15 protein-coding genes are annotated in these 17,779 nt (G+C 31.7%); 9 read left to right on the top strand and 6 right to left on the bottom strand.

The genetic code is table 11. The features are described 5' to 3' along the window. Nucleotides 1-976: 976 nt before the first annotated feature. Both G0Q09_RS13265 and G0Q09_RS13260 read left to right on the top strand, forming a co-directional pair. Complete coding sequence (locus G0Q09_RS13265) at nucleotides 977-1,996, top strand: helix-turn-helix transcriptional regulator (RefSeq protein WP_115001268.1); 1,020 nt, start codon at nucleotides 977-979, stop codon at nucleotides 1,994-1,996. 40 nt (nucleotides 1,997-2,036) lie between these two features. Next, entirely contained in the window at nucleotides 2,037-2,786 is a 750-nt protein-coding gene (locus tag G0Q09_RS13260) for a polysaccharide deacetylase family protein (RefSeq protein WP_115001267.1), read from the top strand. Nucleotides 2,787-2,852: 66 nt separating this feature from the next. On the opposite strand, the gene G0Q09_RS13255 is transcribed toward G0Q09_RS13260, so the two are convergent. Together G0Q09_RS13255 and G0Q09_RS13250 are read right to left on the bottom strand one after the other, a co-directional pair. Continuing rightward, nucleotides 2,853-3,194 (bottom strand): phage holin family protein, encoded by a 342-nt coding sequence (locus G0Q09_RS13255; RefSeq protein ID WP_135836756.1) that lies wholly within the window; start codon nucleotides 3,192-3,194, stop codon nucleotides 2,853-2,855. Between the two features lie 134 nt (nucleotides 3,195-3,328). Further along, the gene (locus G0Q09_RS13250) at nucleotides 3,329-4,864 is read right to left on the bottom strand and encodes a glycine--tRNA ligase (RefSeq protein WP_219035232.1); all 1,536 of its coding nucleotides are present in this window, start codon (nucleotides 4,862-4,864) and stop codon (nucleotides 3,329-3,331) included. A gap of 205 nt (nucleotides 4,865-5,069) precedes the next feature. Here G0Q09_RS13250 and G0Q09_RS13245 point away from each other — a divergent pair, with 205 nt between their 5' ends. From G0Q09_RS13245 to G0Q09_RS13230, 4 genes are all read left to right on the top strand, one after another. Next, complete coding sequence (locus G0Q09_RS13245) at nucleotides 5,070-5,588, top strand: hypothetical protein (protein ID WP_115001264.1); 519 nt, start codon at nucleotides 5,070-5,072, stop codon at nucleotides 5,586-5,588. A gap of 93 nt (nucleotides 5,589-5,681) precedes the next feature. Continuing rightward, nucleotides 5,682-6,134 (top strand): HYC_CC_PP family protein, encoded by a 453-nt coding sequence (locus G0Q09_RS13240; protein WP_115001262.1) that lies wholly within the window; start codon nucleotides 5,682-5,684, stop codon nucleotides 6,132-6,134. A 128-nt stretch (nucleotides 6,135-6,262) separates the two neighbouring features. After that, nucleotides 6,263-8,512 carry a TonB-dependent receptor gene (locus G0Q09_RS13235; protein WP_115001260.1) on the top strand — a complete coding sequence of 750 codons (2,250 nt, stop codon included), beginning with the start codon at nucleotides 6,263-6,265 and terminating at the stop codon, nucleotides 8,510-8,512. A gap of 21 nt (nucleotides 8,513-8,533) precedes the next feature. Further along, nucleotides 8,534-8,899 carry a heavy-metal-associated domain-containing protein gene (locus G0Q09_RS13230; protein WP_219035231.1) on the top strand — a complete coding sequence of 122 codons (366 nt, stop codon included), beginning with the start codon at nucleotides 8,534-8,536 and terminating at the stop codon, nucleotides 8,897-8,899. Between the two features lie 67 nt (nucleotides 8,900-8,966). Here the strand turns inward: G0Q09_RS13230 and dnaJ are convergent, their stop codons facing one another. The 4 genes from dnaJ to G0Q09_RS13210 form a co-directional block, all read right to left on the bottom strand. Next, nucleotides 8,967-10,091: a molecular chaperone DnaJ gene (gene dnaJ / locus G0Q09_RS13225; RefSeq protein ID WP_219035230.1), complete on the bottom strand. Its 1,125-nt coding sequence runs from the start codon at nucleotides 10,089-10,091 to the stop codon at nucleotides 8,967-8,969. Between the two features lie 14 nt (nucleotides 10,092-10,105). Next, nucleotides 10,106-10,663: a nucleotide exchange factor GrpE gene (locus G0Q09_RS13220; protein ID WP_257468260.1), complete on the bottom strand. Its 558-nt coding sequence runs from the start codon at nucleotides 10,661-10,663 to the stop codon at nucleotides 10,106-10,108. A 665-nt stretch (nucleotides 10,664-11,328) separates the two neighbouring features. After that, a complete protein-coding gene (locus G0Q09_RS13215; RefSeq protein ID WP_219035228.1) occupies nucleotides 11,329-13,767 on the bottom strand; it encodes a TonB-dependent receptor in 2,439 nt (812 codons plus the stop codon). Continuing rightward, the gene (locus G0Q09_RS13210; RefSeq protein ID WP_219035227.1) at nucleotides 13,715-15,406 is read right to left on the bottom strand and encodes a M23 family metallopeptidase; all 1,692 of its coding nucleotides are present in this window, start codon (nucleotides 15,404-15,406) and stop codon (nucleotides 13,715-13,717) included. Before G0Q09_RS13210 ends, G0Q09_RS13215 begins: the two co-directional genes overlap by 53 nt. Nucleotides 15,407-15,643: 237 nt before the next feature. Here G0Q09_RS13210 and G0Q09_RS13205 point away from each other — a divergent pair, with 237 nt between their 5' ends. From G0Q09_RS13205 to G0Q09_RS13195, 3 genes are all read left to right on the top strand, one after another. After that, nucleotides 15,644-15,961 carry a hypothetical protein gene (locus G0Q09_RS13205; RefSeq protein WP_219035226.1) on the top strand — a complete coding sequence of 106 codons (318 nt, stop codon included), beginning with the start codon at nucleotides 15,644-15,646 and terminating at the stop codon, nucleotides 15,959-15,961. Between the two features lie 218 nt (nucleotides 15,962-16,179). Further along, on the top strand, nucleotides 16,180-17,397 hold the full coding sequence (locus G0Q09_RS13200) for a site-specific integrase (RefSeq protein WP_219035225.1): 1,218 nt from the start codon (nucleotides 16,180-16,182) through the stop codon (nucleotides 17,395-17,397). Nucleotides 17,398-17,494: 97 nt separating this feature from the next. Next, nucleotides 17,495-17,692 (top strand): hypothetical protein, encoded by a 198-nt coding sequence (locus tag G0Q09_RS13195; protein ID WP_219035224.1) that lies wholly within the window; start codon nucleotides 17,495-17,497, stop codon nucleotides 17,690-17,692. The last annotated feature ends 87 nt before the right edge of the window (nucleotides 17,693-17,779 follow it).

The raw sequence follows: 17,779 nt of genomic DNA, 5'->3' as shown, positions 1-17,779 counted from the left end.
GAAGGGAAAAATAAAATGTCGGTCTTAAACGCAGTCAGAAATAAAATAATTCACAGAATTTATGCACTAATTAAAAATCAAAATATTTATAAAAATAACTTGGTTTTGTCATAGAAATCAGGATGACTATTTTTTAATTCTATTCTCGATACAATTTTTCTTTATTTTCATTTCGAAAAATCACTCGAATTGACGAATTATTGTCATTCTGAGTTTATCGAAGAATCTTTTTCTAAATTTTTTAATTAAAAAAGCTAAATCATTTTTCTTTTTTAAAACGGAATTTGAAGTTTGAGCAGCTTATTTTGATTTCTTGTTTTAATCATTTTTTTCAAATCATTTTGACTTGATTTTTTAGTTTAAACTTTTGAAATCAATCATCAACTAAAGTTTCAAATTCAGGTTTTAAGCAAGTTTTTGATCTTATTTCAAATTTATTTCTACGAAATAAACTTTCTATTCGAAAAGAAAACTTTTTAGCTTTTTTTGTTTCCAATGGTGCCCTTTCGGGCGATAAAAAACAGATTAAAAGTCTGATTTTAATGATTACTCTAACCAACTGAGTTATTTCAGTTTACTGAAAGTAGGAATCGAACCTACGACCCATCATTAATGATTGCTATACCGCTTAGCTATTCCAATCGAAATTGAAAATGGGATTCGAACCCATGTGCATCATTGGGATTTTAATTATTCAGAATAGAAGTGATGAAGCATTTTCTACTACAATGCTATACTGAAACATTTGTCAAGGAACAATTAAAATCGTTTGGTTGTTAAACCTTTGACAAAGTTGGAGTAGAAGTGTGCGAATGAATTGCGCAATAAAATATTTTTTCGAAATAATTTGTAAATGATGATGAATAGAGGATTTTATATTGAAAATATTTTGAATAAAATTTGAAATAAAAATTTCTACGCAAATAGATTGCGTACTTTGATTTGAAATTTGTAGTATTGAATAAAGAAATCAACCATGGCAACCAATAAAATTGCATTAATACGTTATCAAACGATCGATAAATGTCTTCAAAATCATTTCAGAAAATGGACATTAGAAGATTTGATAGAAAAAGTTTCGGAAGCATTGTATGAATATGAAGGAATAACTTCTGGCGTTTCGAAACGTACAATTCAGGGCGATATACAAGTGATGCGAAGTGATAAATTGGGCTATAATGCGCCAATTGTTGTTCGAGAAAAAAAGTTTTATGAATATGAAGATCATGATTATTCAATTCATAATTCGCCTGTTTCTTCTGCTGATTTAGATAAAATGAAAGAAGTGATTTCGGTAATGAAACAATTGAATGGGTTTAATTATTTTGATGATATGAACGAGATTATTACGCGTCTCGAAAATAATTTATCCAAACAAACGCATCAACAACCAAATTATATTCAGTTTGAGGAAAATCCATTGTTAAAAGGTTTGGAGCATTTGAATCGATTGTATCAAGCAATTGTCAAGAAACAACCTCTGTTGATTTCTTATCAATCATTCAAAGCAAAAAATCAAGAACCAAAACAACAAGTTTATTATCCGTATTTGTTGAAAGAATACCGTAATCGCTGGTTTTTATTGGCTAAATCGAGAAAAGATAAAAATTTGTATACGTTGGCTTTGGATAGAATTGTTGAGTTTTATGAATTGGCAAATGAACCTTTTGTAGATGAGCAAGAAATTAATTTTGATACGTATTATAACAATGCGATTGGCGTAACGAAAAGTGTGAAAGAAAGGGAGCAGCGTGTTGTTTTTCGTGTGAATAAAAAATTAGCGCCCTATGTGGTGACAAAACCAATTCATGCGACGCAAAAAGTGTTGGAAGTGACGGACGAAGGAACTTTATTTTCGATAGAAGTTGTACATAATTTTGAGTTGGAACGAGAACTTTTAGGATTTGGAGAAGAAATAGAAATTCTTGCTCCAAGATTAGTGAAAAAAAGAATCAAAACACGATTAGAAAAAGCATTAGAAAAATATAAAAAATAGAATTTCTTTCATACATTTAATTCATTAAAAACTAACTTAAATGATATGGAATAAAAGAATAATGACACTTTTGAGTGTCTTTTTATTAATCTTCTCGACAAGTTTGTTTGCACAGAAAGCGAGTGATTCTGTGAAAAAATATATCTATTTAACTTTTGATGATGGACCTTTGAATGGAAGTGAAAATATTGATGAGGTTTTCAAAAATGAGAAGTTAAAAGTGACTGTTTTTCTTGTTGGAGAACATGTGGAGAAAAATAAAACAATGACGGATTATTTTAAATATTACGAAGATAATCCGTATATCGAAGAATGTAATCATAGTTGGACGCATGCGAATGATCAGTACAAAAAGTTTTATAGTAACGAGCAAACGTCGGTTGAGGATATTTTGAAAAACCAATCGATACTAAAATTACAAGATAAAATTGTTCGTTTACCAGGAAGAAACATGTGGAGATTGGACGGAAAATCGAAGAATGATGGAGCTTCTGGTGTACAAACGGCTGATGGTTTAGCAAAGTTGGGTTATAAAGTTATTGGTTGGGATTTGGAATGGACGCATCATGGAAAAGATGGAACACCGGTGCAATCTGTTCAAGCGATTTATAAACAAATTGTTAATCAATTAGAATCGAATAAAACCTTTACAAATAATAATATAGTTGTGTTAATTCATGATGAGATGTTTCAGAATAAATGGGAAGAGTCCGAATTGAAACAATTGGTTGATCTTCTTAAAAAACATGATAACTATATTTTTGAGCAAATAAAATTTTATCCTCAATAAAACTTTTATAAAATACAAAAGCTGTCCAATTTTGGACAGCTTTTTATATGTAATAATCTGTATAAATTAGTCTCCCATCATTCCTCCAACTAAAGAATTGACAATTGCTAAAACAATACCAAATAATAATGCATACCAGAATCCGTCCACATGGAAACTATCTCCCATAATTGCACTTGCTAATAAGATAATGATTGCTGTAATCACAAAAGAAAATAATCCTAATGTTAAGATTGTTACAGGTAAACTAATAAAGTTTAAAACTGGTTTTACAACAGCATTTAAAAGTCCAATAACAAGTGCAACAATAATCGCAGAACCATATCCTTTTACAGATACTCCAGGTAAAATGTTAGCAAGTCCGAAAACAACTAATGCTGATACCAAAAGATTAATAATAAAGCCCATAATTTGTATTTTTTAGATTAATATATCTAAATTAAAATCAAAAGCTTTGCCAAATTGTTAAAAATTTTAATAAAAATAAAAAAAGCTCAGAAATTTCTGAGCTTTAGTATTATTGTATTGAGAAGATATTCTTTTTATAATTGTTCAAAAAGATATTTCATGTTGACTTCTTTGTCGATAATTTGAGCTAACTCATTAATATTAACACGTTTTTGCTCCATTGTATCACGGTAACGTAAAGTAACAGAATTATCGTTTAATGAATCGTGGTCAACAGTGATACAGAAAGGTGTTCCAATCGCATCCATACGACGGTAACGTTTACCGATAGTATCTTTTTCTTCGTACATTACGTTGTAATCTAAACGTAATTTCTTCAAAATTTCTTTCGCTAATTCTGGTAAACCATCTTTCTTTACCAATGGTAAAACAGCAGCTTTAATTGGCGCTAATGCAGCTGGTAAAGATAATACAACACGTTCTGATCCATCTTCTAAAACTTCTTCTTTCAATGAATTTGAGAAAACTGCTAAGAACATACGATCCAAACCTACAGAAGTTTCTACAACATAAGGTGTGTATGATTCGTTTGTTTCGTTATCGAAATATTGAATTTTTTTACCTGAATGTTGTTCGTGTGCTTTCAAATCGAAATCTGTACGTGAGTGAATTCCTTCTAATTCTTTGAATCCGAATGGGAATTTAAACTCAATATCAGCAGCAGCATTTGCATAGTGCGCTAATTTTTCGTGGTCGTGGAAACGATAATTTTCATTTCCTAAACCTAAAGTTTGATGCCAACGTAAACGTGTTTCTTTCCATTTTTCGTACCATTCTAATTCAGTTCCTGGTTTTACGAAAAATTGCATTTCCATTTGTTCAAACTCACGTTGACGGAAAATAAATTGACGTGCAACAATCTCATTACGGAAAGCTTTACCAATCTGAGCAATTCCGAAAGGTAATTTCATACGACCAGATTTTTGTACGTTCAAGTAATTTAAGAAAATACCTTGAGCCGTTTCTGGGCGTAAATATAAATCCATTGCTTGATCTGCTGTCGCTCCTAATTTAGTTCCGAACATCAAGTTGAATTGACGAACTTCTGTCCAATTTTTAGAACCAGTTACAGGATCAGCAATTTCTAATTCTTCAATCAAAGCTTTTATATCGTCTAAATCTTCGTTTTCCAAAGATTTTCCCATGCGCGCTAAAATTGTATTGATTTGATTTTGATATTCTACAACACGAGGATTTGTCGCAACAAATTGATCTTTATCAAAAGCATCACCGAAACGTTTTGCAGCTTTCGCAACTTCTTTCTCTATTTTACCTTCAATTTTTGCACAATGATCTTCAATTAAAACATCGGCACGGTAACGTTTTTTAGAATCTTTGTTATCAATCAAAGGATCATTAAACGCGTCAACGTGGCCCGAAGCTTTCCAAGTAGTAGGGTGCATAAAAATAGCAGAATCAATGCCGACAATGTTTTCGTGCATTTGTACCATTGCTTTCCACCAATATTGTTTGATGTTATTTTTTAGCTCAGCTCCGTTTTGACCATAATCGTAAACGGCTGATAATCCATCATAAATCTCACTCGATTGAAAAATGAAACCATATTCTTTCGCATGAGAAACTACTTTCTTGAAAATATCTTCTGACATAATTAATTGTGTGTTCTTATTTAAAGTGCAATTTTAGTGATTTTTGATGACTATTGAGGTATATTTTGATAAAATCGTAAGGCTTTAATCGCTTATTCTATTTTTTGAGAAGATTATTAACAAAATGATTGATTTTATTATTCGACTTATTTCAATTTCAATCAAAAAAAAACATACTTTTAAATCATAAAAAAAAGATAACCCTATGAAAAAAATTATTCTTCCTGTTCTATTATTAAGTTTTGTTACAAGTTGTAATTCTAATAATTCATCTAGTTCATCAACAGAAAATAAAATTGAAAGTGAAGTGAAAGATTCGGTTAAAGAATCGGATGTTAATTATAATGTTGCGCTTGATTTTATGAATAATTATGTTGATTATATCATGGATACAATTGGAAAAATAAACGAAGATGAGTATATCAAGCAAAATGAATTATTGACGCAAAGTTTTAAAGATCGATACAAATTTGTGCAAGATTCTGCTTTTAAAGTTGAGCCAGAAGTTGGGTTGGATTTTGATCCGATTGTCGATGGACAAGATTTTCCTGATAAAGGATTTAAAATAAAATCGATTGATAAAGCAACAGGTTTAGTGACTTTGCAAGGGATAGATTGGCAAAATTTTGAAGTTGTTTTGAAAATTGTTAACGAAAACGATAAATCGTTGGTAAATGGTTCTGGGATTATTAATATTCCGACGAACAAACAGGCAAGAAGATAAAGTGATGAAAACTGAAAATTCTATAAGAAACTTTGAAAATGATATAAATTTCAGTTTGTTTTGATTTGAATTTTTTGTTTATTTTTGTCCAACATGAAAATGCAACATTACATAAAGTATGTTTTGTCGGTGGTTTTGATTTTTTCAAATCTTAGCTACGCATTTTCTATGCATTTTTGTCAAGGAGTGGTGGAGCAAGTGAAGTTGAATCATTTGGATAATAATTCGCACGAAATGGGAGTTTCTACTTCGTGTTGTCCTCCAAAAACAGAAAAAAAACATTGCGAATTACCGGAAAACAATAAATCTAAAAAAGATGATTGCTGTAAGGATATTTCATATTCGGATAAGTTTGTAGAAAAGCAAACTGTCAAAATTCAAAAACTTATTCCGATTAGTTTTATAGTTTCTGAAATTCTTCAAATTAGAATTCCGATTCAAGATGAAGAGGTGAGCAATCAATCTAGTTTCCTTGATTTTTATGTTGCGTCAAATGCACCGCCAAATTATATACTCAATTCTCAGTTAACATTTTACGAAGGGTAATACCCGTTTATTTTTTGATTAAATTAATCAGAAAACAATACGCTATTATCTAAATATTAAAGTATTTGATGAAAATCTAATCAACAAGTACACAATAATAAATAGGCATTGAGCCTTAAATCGTAAAAATGAAAAAAATATTCACTTCAGTATTTATACTAAGTGCTGCGTTTTCTTACGCACAATCTACTTTAAAAGGAAAAATTACAGATCAAAATCAACAACCAATCGTTGGAGCAGAAGTGTTTTGGCAATCGTCAGATATTACTGTTATTACAGATGAAAAAGGAAACTTTGAGATCGAAAATTATCAACCAACCTCAATTTTAGGTGTTTTTTATGACAATGAAACAACAACTTTTAAGGAATTAAAAGACGAATTTCAGAATATCACCATCAATGTAAAAGATCATTTTGGGGATACTTCGTTGAATGAAGTTGTGGTTCGTGATACAAGTAGTTCGCTTAAAAAATCGAAGTTTGCAACCAATATGACGACAATGACTGGAAAAGAATTGTTGAAAGCAGCATGTTGTAATTTAGCTGAATCTTTCGAGACAAATCCTTCTATTGATGTCAATTTTTCGGATGCTGTGACAGGAAATAAGCAAATTAAAATGTTAGGTTTAACCTCTCCTTATATTTTGATTGCAGAAGAAAATATACCAAATGTTCGTGGAGCTTCTCAAGCTTTTGGGCTTAGTTTTACGCCAGGAACTTGGGTAGAAAGTATTCAGGTGACGAAAGGTGCTGGAACGGTGATTAATGGTTACGAAAGTATTTCTGGGCAGATTAATACAGAATTAATAAAACCTTCAAATGATATTCCGTTGTTTGTGAATCTTTATGGTTCGACAGATTCTCGTTTTGAAGGAAATGTGCATTTGAACAAAAAATTGAATGATAAATGGAGTACTTCTTTGTTTATGCATGGAAATGCACGCGTTTCGAAGAATGATATGAACGATGATGGATTTTTAGATAATCCGCTTGGACACCAAGTTAATGTAATGAATCGTTGGCAATATCAAAACTTAGAAAAAGGTTGGGTCGGATTTTTATCTGCAAGATATTTGAATGATACAAAACAAGCAGGACAAGTTGATTTTGATAAAGATCGTGATAAATTAACAACAAATTATTGGGGGTCAGAAATCAATACAAATCGTGTGGATGTTTCGTCAAAAATTGGGTATGTTTTTCCAGAAATGCCTTATCAAAGTATGGGATTACAAACGGCGTTTAGCTATCATAAACAAGATTCTTACTTTGGATTGAATCAATATGATATCGAACAACAAAGTTTTTATGCCAATTATATTTTTAGTTCGATTATTAGCAATACAAAAAATAAATTCTCTACAGGAGCTAGTTTTACATACGATAAATTCAAGGAATTTGTAGCGCTTCCAACGGATGCGAATTATGATCGAATTGATAATTCTGCAGGAGCATTTTTCGAATATACGTTTGATAATATGAAGAATTTCAATATGATTGCTGGGCTTCGTGGAGATTATCATAATCGAATGGGCTTTTTCTTGACACCGCGTTTGCATACGCGTTATATGCCAGTAAAAGGAACAACAATAAAAGCGTCGGTTGGTCGCGGAAAACGAATCAATAATATATTTGCAGAAAATCAGAATTTATTTGCATCTTCAAGACAATTTAATATTCTGGGCGATGGAAATGGAAAAATATATGGTTTAGATCCAGAAATTGCATGGAATTATGGATTTAGCGTAACACAAGAATTTAAATTATTTGGTAAAAATGCAGATGTTACAGCAGATTTTTATCGAACAGATTTTCAAAATCAAATCGTAACTGATATCGATTATTTGGCTCGTCAAGTAAGATTTTATAATTTAGAAGGAGATTCGTATGCAAATTCGTTCCAATTTGATTTTAATTATAATCCATTCACAAATTTCAAAATTAGAGCATCTTATAAATATTACGATATCGCAACAGATTATGAAAAAGGAAAATTAGAACGTCCGTTGCAAGCGAAACATCGTTTCTTTACAAATTTAGAATACGAAACACGCGAAAGAAATGGTAAAAATTGGCGTTTTGATGCAACGTATAATTGGATTGGAAAACAGCGTTTACCAAATACATCAGATAATTTACCAGAAAATCAGTTGAATGAATATTCGAATCCATTTGGGACAATTAATTTCCAGATTACACGTGTTTTTTCAAAACGTTTTGAAGTATATATTGGAGGAGAAAATGTAACGAATTATCAACAACATCGCGTAATTTTAGGAGCAGATAATCCTTTTGGTTCAAATTTCGATAGTTCGATTGTTTATGCGCCAATTTTTGGACAAATGTATTACGCTGGATTAAGATTTAGTTTAAAATAAAATCATAAAAATAATAAAACAATGAAAAAAATATTAGCCTTTGCTTTGGTTACGACTTTAGGAATTAGCGCACAAGCACAAAATAAAAATGCGAAACACGATTTACACGTTAAAGGAAATTGTGGACAATGTAAAGATCGTATTGAAAAAGCAGCTTATGGTGTAAAAGGTGTAAAATCTGCTGAATGGGATAGTAATACGCAAAATTTACATATCATATTGAATGAGAAAAAGAGTAAAGTGGATGATGTAGAAAACGCTGTAGTAGCGGTTGGACACGATACTGATAATAAACGTGCAGAAGTAAAAGTGTACGGAAATTTACCTTCTTGTTGTTCATATGATCGTGAAGGTTCAGCTGGGGAAGCTAACACGCATAGTCATTAAAAGATTTTAAAATATAAAAAAATCCATCTCATTTGAGATGGATTTTTTTATATCATTTGATTTTCAATTACTGAAACATATCTTTCACACGTTCAAAGAATGATTTTTCATTTTTCGAAGGTTCTGGTGAGAAATGATCATCGTCTCTCATTTTTTCAAAATACGCTTCTTGATCTTTCGATAAATGAGTTGGTGTCCAAATGTTAACATGCACAAATAAATCACCTTTTCCGTAACCGTTCAAATCTGGTAAACCTTGACCTTTTAAACGTAATACTTTTCCTGATTGAGTTCCTTTGTCAACTTTAATTTTCACTTTTCCGTTAACCGTCGGAATTTCTTTCGAAGCACCTAAAACAGCATCTGGAATAGAAACATACAAATCAAAATGTAAGTTGTTTCCATCACGTTTTAATGTGTCGTGTTCTTCTTCTTCAATCAAAACAAGTAAGTCACCAGGAATACCATCAAAAGGCGCATCGTTACCTTTTCCGCGAACTTGCAATTGAATTCCTTCTCTTGCTCCAGCTGGAATTTTAAGGTCGATTGTTTCCTCAACTTTGATTAATCCTTGATTATTTGCTCCCGAAGGAATTTTATCTGCAACTTTTCCTACTCCTTGACAAGTTCCACAAGTTGTAGCGGTTTGCATTTGCCCTAAAAATGTATTGGTAACACGAACTTGTTGTCCAGAACCTCCACAAGATGGACATGTTTTAGATGTAACGCCATCTGCTTGTTTGAAACGTTTAACTTTTACTTTCTTTTCGCAACCGTTCACCATTTCTTCTAAGTTCAATTTTACGCGAATACGCAAATCAGAACCTTTCATTCGACGTGGACCACGAGATTGACCTCCAAATCCGCCACCGAATCCTCCGCCTCCAAAGATATCGCCGAAATGAGAGAAAATATCCTCCATATTCATTCCGCTGCCACCGCCGAATCCTCCGCCAGCAGCTCCGCCCATTCCTGCATGTCCGAATTGGTCGTAACGTGCACGTTTGTTGTCGTCGCTTAAAACTTCGTAAGCTTCTGCAGCTTCTTTAAATTTATCTTCTGCCTCTTTGTCACCAGGATTTTTGTCAGGGTGATATTTGATGGCAAGTTTACGATAAGCTTTCTTGATATGCTCTGATGTTGCAGATTTTTCGACCTGCAATATTTCGTAATAATCTCTTTTTGATGACATTTTCTTAATCTAAATTATAATCCAACAACAACTTTCGCGTAGCGAACCACTACATCATTTAATAAATATCCCGTTTCTACAACGTCTACAATTTTACCTTTCAAATCCTCTGTTGGAGCAGGAATTTGAGTAATTGCTTCGTGTAAATCTGTGTTGAAATCGTCTCCAGGTTTTACTTCCATTTCTTTCAAACCTTTTGCACGTAAAGTTTCTACTAATTTATTATTGATCAATTCAACTCCTTGAAGTAAGTTGTCGTCTCCAGATTTTTCAATTTGATTGATTGCGCGTCCAAAATCATCTAAAACAGGCAATAATGAAGTGATTACTTCTTTATTTGCTGTCTTGAAAATATCCATGCGTTCGCGAGAAGTACGTTTTTTGAAGTTGTCAAACTCAGCAAATAAACGTAAATATTGGTCTTTTTCTTTTGTTAATTGTTCCTTAACAATTTCTAATTCTGACTTTCCAGCAGTTTCTTCTTGTGGCTGTTCTACAGTGTTGTCACTCTCTTGAACGTTTTCTTGAAGATTCTCGTTCTCTAATTCTTCGTGTATATTTTGGTCAGACATATTCTTATTAGTTTTTTTGTTTCTGATTGAATCAAATAGTTTGCCAATGCCCATTATGTGTCGTTTTGTCAGATTTTAAATAAAAAAGAAGCACTTCTGTCGCGAGAAGTGCTTCGATAAATGTATAAAGTTTTTTTGATTTGAGTTTTACTTTGAGGTTGCGAAGTTGAAATGAATTCAACTTGACAAAGAGCGTATAAAAAAACATTTTATTCTTTACAATTATCTTAGCCTATCTTTTTGTCTTTCCATTTTTTTGGAAAAAAATTAGTATACCTTATTTCTTTTATTATTCTTACTTTTTAAATATAGAATAAATGGAGTTAATATTCCTGATATAATTGAAATTGGAAATATCCAAAATGGAAGTAAAATCCATAAAAAATAATATTCTAAAGTTTTATAAAAATTGAAAAAAGTAAAACCTTTTAAGTTTTGATTTTCAAAGATTTCATTTAATGATATGAAAAATAGTAAAAATGAAAATAACCAAAATATAAAACTATAAGTCTTTAAATATTTTATTTTACCTATTTTCTTGTTCATGAAAAAAATAGGTGAAATTGAAAAAATAAATATAATTGGAATGATGATGTAACCGATATATTTTTGAAAATCCATTATTAATAAGAATTAATTTATCCTAATATTAATTTTGAATAGTTTTAAAACTTAAAATTAATCTTTCCATTCAAGAAACGTCCTGTCAAATAATTTGGCATTGTGTAAACTGCACTCGAATTTACGTCGCGAATCCATGAATTACTGATTTCGTTTTTAATATCAAACACATTGAAAACATCTACACCAATCGAAATTTCTTTGAAATTACTCCAGAATGTTCCTTTTGATGGTTTCAATTCTTTTTGATTAATAATTTCTTTCACAAAACCAATGTCAACACGTTTGTAATCTGTCAACGTTGTTTGGTATTGGTAAGGATCTGCAAATTGTGGTGCTCCGTTTGGTAAACCAGAAGCATAAATCAAATTTACATTCACTTTGAAAGATGGTAAAAACTCCATATAATCTTGGAAAAATGCAGATAATTTGAAACGAGGATCTGTTGGTAATGGAATATTTCCTCTGTCATCAATATTTTGATAAGCTCTCGCATACGAAGCCGAGAACCAAGAATCTATACCAGGAACAAACTGCCCAAATAAACGCATGTCAAGTCCATACGCATAACCTTTGGAGTTATTATCTGCCGTATAACGAATTCTTACATTGTCTACATAATACGGATTCAAATCGTTTAAGATTTTGTAATAAACCTCAGTTGTTAATTTGAACGGACGATCCATCCATTTGAATTCGTAATCGTTTCCAAATATAAAATGAATTGATTGTTGCGATTTTACTTTATTATTCAAAGAACCATCTAAACGACGAATTTCGCGATAGAAGGGAGGTTGATAATAAATACCTGTCGAAATACGGAACAACATATCGCTTTCCCAATCTGGTTTAACAGCGATTTGAGCACGAGGCGAAATAGTTGTTTCTTCGTTAAAATCCCAATAAGCCGTACGCACACCAGCATTGAACATTACTTTCGCATCATTCCACATAAATTTGCTTGTATATTGTGCGTAACCTGAAATACGATTGGTTTTTAAATTATTTTTAGAATTCACATAATAACTTAAATTCAAACCATTTCCTGGATTTGGATTCACAACATATCCTGTCGAATCGATTGCTTGCCATTCACCTAATAAATCACGAATATCTTCTTGTTGAAATTTTGCACCCCACTCAATATCATTGTTTCCATTGATTTTATATTTTCCTTTGTGTTGAATTCCAGCAACCAACGCATCAAAATTATTTCGTGCATGATCGATTTGCGAACCAACATCATTCGTAGAAGTAGCATGGCCTTTTTCGTCTACTTCGGAAATGAAATAAGAACCTTGAATATCAAAATATTCGCGCTCTTTCGAATGATAAGCAAAAAGGTCTAACCCTAAATCTACTTTAGAATTTGGTTGATATGTAAATGATAAACTTCCTGTTTCTGTCGCAAATTTATCATCCTCTTTTCCGTCATAAAAAACAGTTAGCAACAACGGAGTATCCATTGTGTTGATGTACGTATCACGTTTTACAGGAAACATTTCGTAGCGCGAACGTGACATTGTCCCCAAAAATGCAACATTCCATTTATCATTTAATTTATAATTGATATTGGCTTGTACATCGTAATATTCGGGATTGAAATTGGTATCACCTTTTAAGGTATTCAACACTAAATTTCTGTTTTGATAGCGCGCTCCAACAATTGCCGAAAGTTTTTTGTCTTTAGAACCTCCGCCTAATGTCAAACTTCCGCCCATTAAACTTGCTTCTAATTGTCCTTCAAATTTTGTTGGGCGTTTGTAGGTAACATCTAAAACAGAAGACATTTTGTCGCCGTATTTTGCTTCCCAACCACCAGCAGAAAAGTTGATAAATTGCGTCATCGCAGGATTTACAAAACCTAAACCTTCTTGTTCGCCAGAACGAATCAATTGAGGTTTATAAACTTCGATTCCGTTAACGTAAATTAAATTTTCGTCATAATTTCCTCCGCGAACCATATATTGCGAACTTAATTCTGTATTCGAATTTACGAAAGGCAATGTTTTCAATAAATCGGCAACTCCGCCAGTCAAACTTGGTCCTTGTTGCATTTGCGCAGCACTCAAAACGGTACTTTGCAAAGGTTTATTTTTATTGGATTGAAAAGAAATAGTTGCTTCACCTAATTCGATTGCATTGGTTTGATCAGGAACTAATTGAACAAAAATCTCTTTCTTGTTTTTATCTTTTAGCGTAAAAGTTTGTGCAAACGAATGATAACCATTGTTGTTAAAAGTTACGGTAACGGAAGAATTTGATGGAATATCAATTTTGAAATTACCATTTTGATCTGTAAAATAAGATTGATCGTTGACAATAATCTCAGCTTCACTAATTGGAATTCTATTTTCGTCGACAACTTTACCATTAATTTGCGCAGTTTGAGCAAATAAAATTCCACCCAAAAGAGATAAACTTATGGTACTAAGAAATCTTTTTGAATGTTGTAGAGTATGTTGCTGTGTTGTTTTTTTCATCTTTCACGTTTAATTCTAATTGATGGTTGCCAACCGAAATCTGTTCTTTGTTCAAATTAATTGATAATCGTTTAATTTTTTGATCATATTCGGCTAAAACCCACTTACCATCGATATAAGCTTTATAATCTTTTATCCCAGATTGTGCATCATCAATTGTAAATTTGATAATAGCATTAGCTTGAGTAAATTGACTATCTGATTTGATATTTAACGGAGTAATTGTCGGTTTAGTATTGTCAATTAAAATAGAAAAAACACCAAAATCTTTTGGATTTGCAACAAGCTTTCCATTTTTGAGCTCTGTTGTTAAATAATCTTTTTTCCAAGCACCTCTTTTTTGATATTCGCGTACAATAACAGCTTTGTCCAATTGCGCTGTTGGAATGTCAGTAGTCGGTTCTATTGCTAACGTGTAAGTTTGATGAACTGGTATATAATAATCGCCCACCCAATGTTTACCATTCGAGAATTTATAAGCTAAATCAAAATCTTCATAAAAAATATTTTTAGGGAAAAATATTTCGATTCCATCAGATTTGAAATGATTTTCTTTGTTCCACAACATTGGATTTGTTTCAGTAAGTTTTGCAGAATCTACAAATGCTTTTCCATTAACTGTAAAAGATTGCGAAGATAAATTTCCTGCATAATCAGAAACGTCAATTTTTACTTTGTACGATTTTCCTTCTTCAAGCTCTAAAATTCCATTGTTTTTTAGATTTGAATACATTCTGACAGGATTCCCATCTTTCACAAATCCTTGATACACCCAACTATTATTTTTCTGAATATCGCCATAATCGCAAACTGTATTTATAGCTCGAGCTTCATCAAACGAAAAACGATTAGAAGTAAACGTATAAATCGGTTCATCATTCACATAAATATTAATTTGATGAACTCCATTGTTATTTTCTGCTCCATTGTGTTTGTCATAGGCTTTTACACCAAAACCTATTGCGCCAGAGGCAGAAATTGTACCTCCATTTACCACAACAACACGATTGGTTTTTTGATTCACATCGCCATAAATTGGATAAGCATATAGGCCTAAAATAGATGGTTTTCGAGTATCAGGTAAATCAAAACCGAAGTAAAAAGGATTAATTGGTTCTTCTGTTTTGGTATCACGAATTTCGAAATGTAAATGTGGACCTCCAGAACCTCCAGAATTTCCAGAAAGAGCAATCAAATCGCCCATTTTTACAGGAAGTTCGTTTGGTTTTGGATGCAATTCTATCTTAAACGTTTCGTTTGCATATTGTTGTTTGCGCACATATTCTTGCAATTCGGGCGTAAATTCTCTCAAATGGGCATAAACAGAAGTATATCCGTTTGGGTGATCGATATAAAGTGCATTTCCATAACCTGTTGGCGAAATATTAATGCGAGAAATGTAACCGTCTCCAACCGCTTTTACTTTCAGACCTTCTCGTTGTTGAGTTTTGATATCAAGCCCAGCGTGGAAATGATTGGCACGTAATTCTCCAAAATTTCCAGCCAAATAATTGGTAATTTCTAAAGGATTTTGGAAGATATTTTTTGGATATGTTTCAGATTTTGGTTGTTCAGTTCGTTGTCCAAAAACAACAGAACTTAGTAATAAGTTTAGGAAAATTGGCTTAATCACTTTCATTTTTTCTTTTCAATAATTAACAAATCAGTTAAAAGTAAACTAAATCTTTTACAAACATCTTTAATCTTTTGAATTTCTGAAAATTATTTGAAGATAAATCTTTGTAAAATAAAATTAAACAAATGAATATCAGTATTTTGTATTTGTAAAATAATAAACAAGTAAAAGAAAAGTATTTTGGTGAATAATTGAAAAATGATGCAACTAATTTTAAATCAAACATTAAAAAACATCATTATGAGAAAAATTATTTTAGCACTTTTTATAGTTGCTTCTATCACAAGTTGTAATCAATACAAGAGTTCAGAAAGTAATGCAGAATTGGCTACAGATGCGAAAGAAGAAGTTGCAGTTTCTAATGCTGCGAATCCAGAAGTAGAAGGGAAGGTTTTCAAATCGAATGCGTTGATCGAAATGAAAGTAAAAGATGCGATGAAAGATGCCGTTCAAATCGAAGAAAATGCGATTGCACTGAATGGTTTTGTATTGAACAGCGAAATGAATAATCAAATTTTAGATTCGGATAAAGTTGAATTATCTGAAAACATAATATGACAATACTATTTTTCTCTAAATTGCCTATTTATAAGGTTTTATAGAATGTTAAAGTTTCAATTTGAAGTACTCTAACGCATTGAAATCCTTGATTTGTTGTACCAATTGTTGTACCTTAGAATCACGTTACATTCGTTTGCATCAGCAAGTTACAAAAAAAAATCACTTGATTGCATTCGTTTATAAAAATAGATTTTTAAACCATAATTCAAAATCCAATGGCTTCAATCAAATTAGTACTTCGCACCAACCAAGAAGATAAAACAGGGCACAGTCCATTGTATATCCGGTTAATCAAGGATCGTAAAACAAAATTTATAGCAACTGGAGTAAAGTTGAAAGAAAACGAATGGGATGATGTCAAACAAAAAGTAAAACGCAATTATCCCAATTCAACGAGAATGAATGCTTTCTTATCTCAAAAGATTGCAGATGCAGAAGCAATGGTTGCTGATAACGAGCGAAAGCGTGGAAATATCTCCGCTAAGCGATTAAAAGAAGCGATTAAAGGAAAAGATATTAAGAATTTCTTTGAATATGCTTACGAGCGTTGTGAACGTATCAGAGGGAATGTATCACCTCAAACCTATAAAGCTTATAAAATGAATATTCAAAAGTTCGAGAAGTTTTTAGGTACAAACGAAATCTACTTTGAAGATATCACAGTAACAGTTTTAAATGATTATGTCAATTTTATGAGCAATCGTTTAAAGAATGGTTCTACAACTATGCATTATGCTTTAAATATTCTGGCGATAATGTTTAAAGATGCCATTCGTGAAGAAGTCATCAGTTTAAATACTTATCCATTTGCGAGTGTAAGAATCAAAAAAGACAAGAGTACAAGACTGTTTTTAAACAAAGAACAAATAGAGCAGCTAAAAAATCACAAGAGTTCATCTGGTCAAACAGATACGTATTTCCGTGATATGTTTATTTTCAGTTGTTATGCGGGTGGATTACGTTTTGGTGATGTCGTTACCTTACAATGGAAAAACTATGATGAAAACGAACAACGTATCAGATTAAACATTCGTAAAACTAAACGTTCACATCAATTCAAAGTAGGTCAATCGGCTTTAGAGATTTTAAACAAATACAAGAAAGAAACTTCCGAATCAGATGATTTTATTTTTCCAATCATTTCAGAAGCAAATTTCTTCGAACAATCCAACGAATACCAACTAAAAGTAATAGCTGCCAAAAATACTTTATGTGGTCAGAAATTGCGTAGAATCGGTAAAGAATTAGAATTTCCATTCTCGTTATCATTCCATTTAAGCCGACATACATTTGCAACCCAAGCTTTAGCTAACGGAATGCGTATTGAGTACGTTTCAAAATTGTTAGATCACTCAGATATTGGAACAACTCAAATCTATGCAAAAATCGTAAACGACGAATTAGATAAAGCAGTAGAGCAATATATAAAATAAGAAAGCAAATAATCTCTCCAGCGACACATTTTGTCTTTGTAATATATTAATTTACATCAAATTACACTATAAAAGGTTAAATGCTAAAACTTAATTTATGATGAAGTATTTGATAAAAGAAACTGTACAATTCAAAGAGTTTACACAAGTTGCTTTACACAATGTAAAGTCAGAAGAATTTGATATTATAGAGGTTGAACCTCTTACAAATGACGGGTATTGTCAAGCATTAATTGACAAAATATTTGAGATTTCTCATTCTGATTTCTATGACAAAACCAAGTTATTTTTATAAATATTTTGATTTTTAATTAGTGCATAAATTCTGTGAATTATTTTATTTCTGACTGCGTTTAAGACCGACATTTTATTTTTCCCTTCT

This window comes from Empedobacter falsenii (genome assembly GCF_019308355.1).
In the GTDB taxonomy this organism is placed as follows: Bacteria; Bacteroidota; Bacteroidia; order Flavobacteriales; family Weeksellaceae; genus Empedobacter; species Empedobacter falsenii_B.
This window is presented reverse-complemented; position numbering and strand designations above follow the sequence as displayed.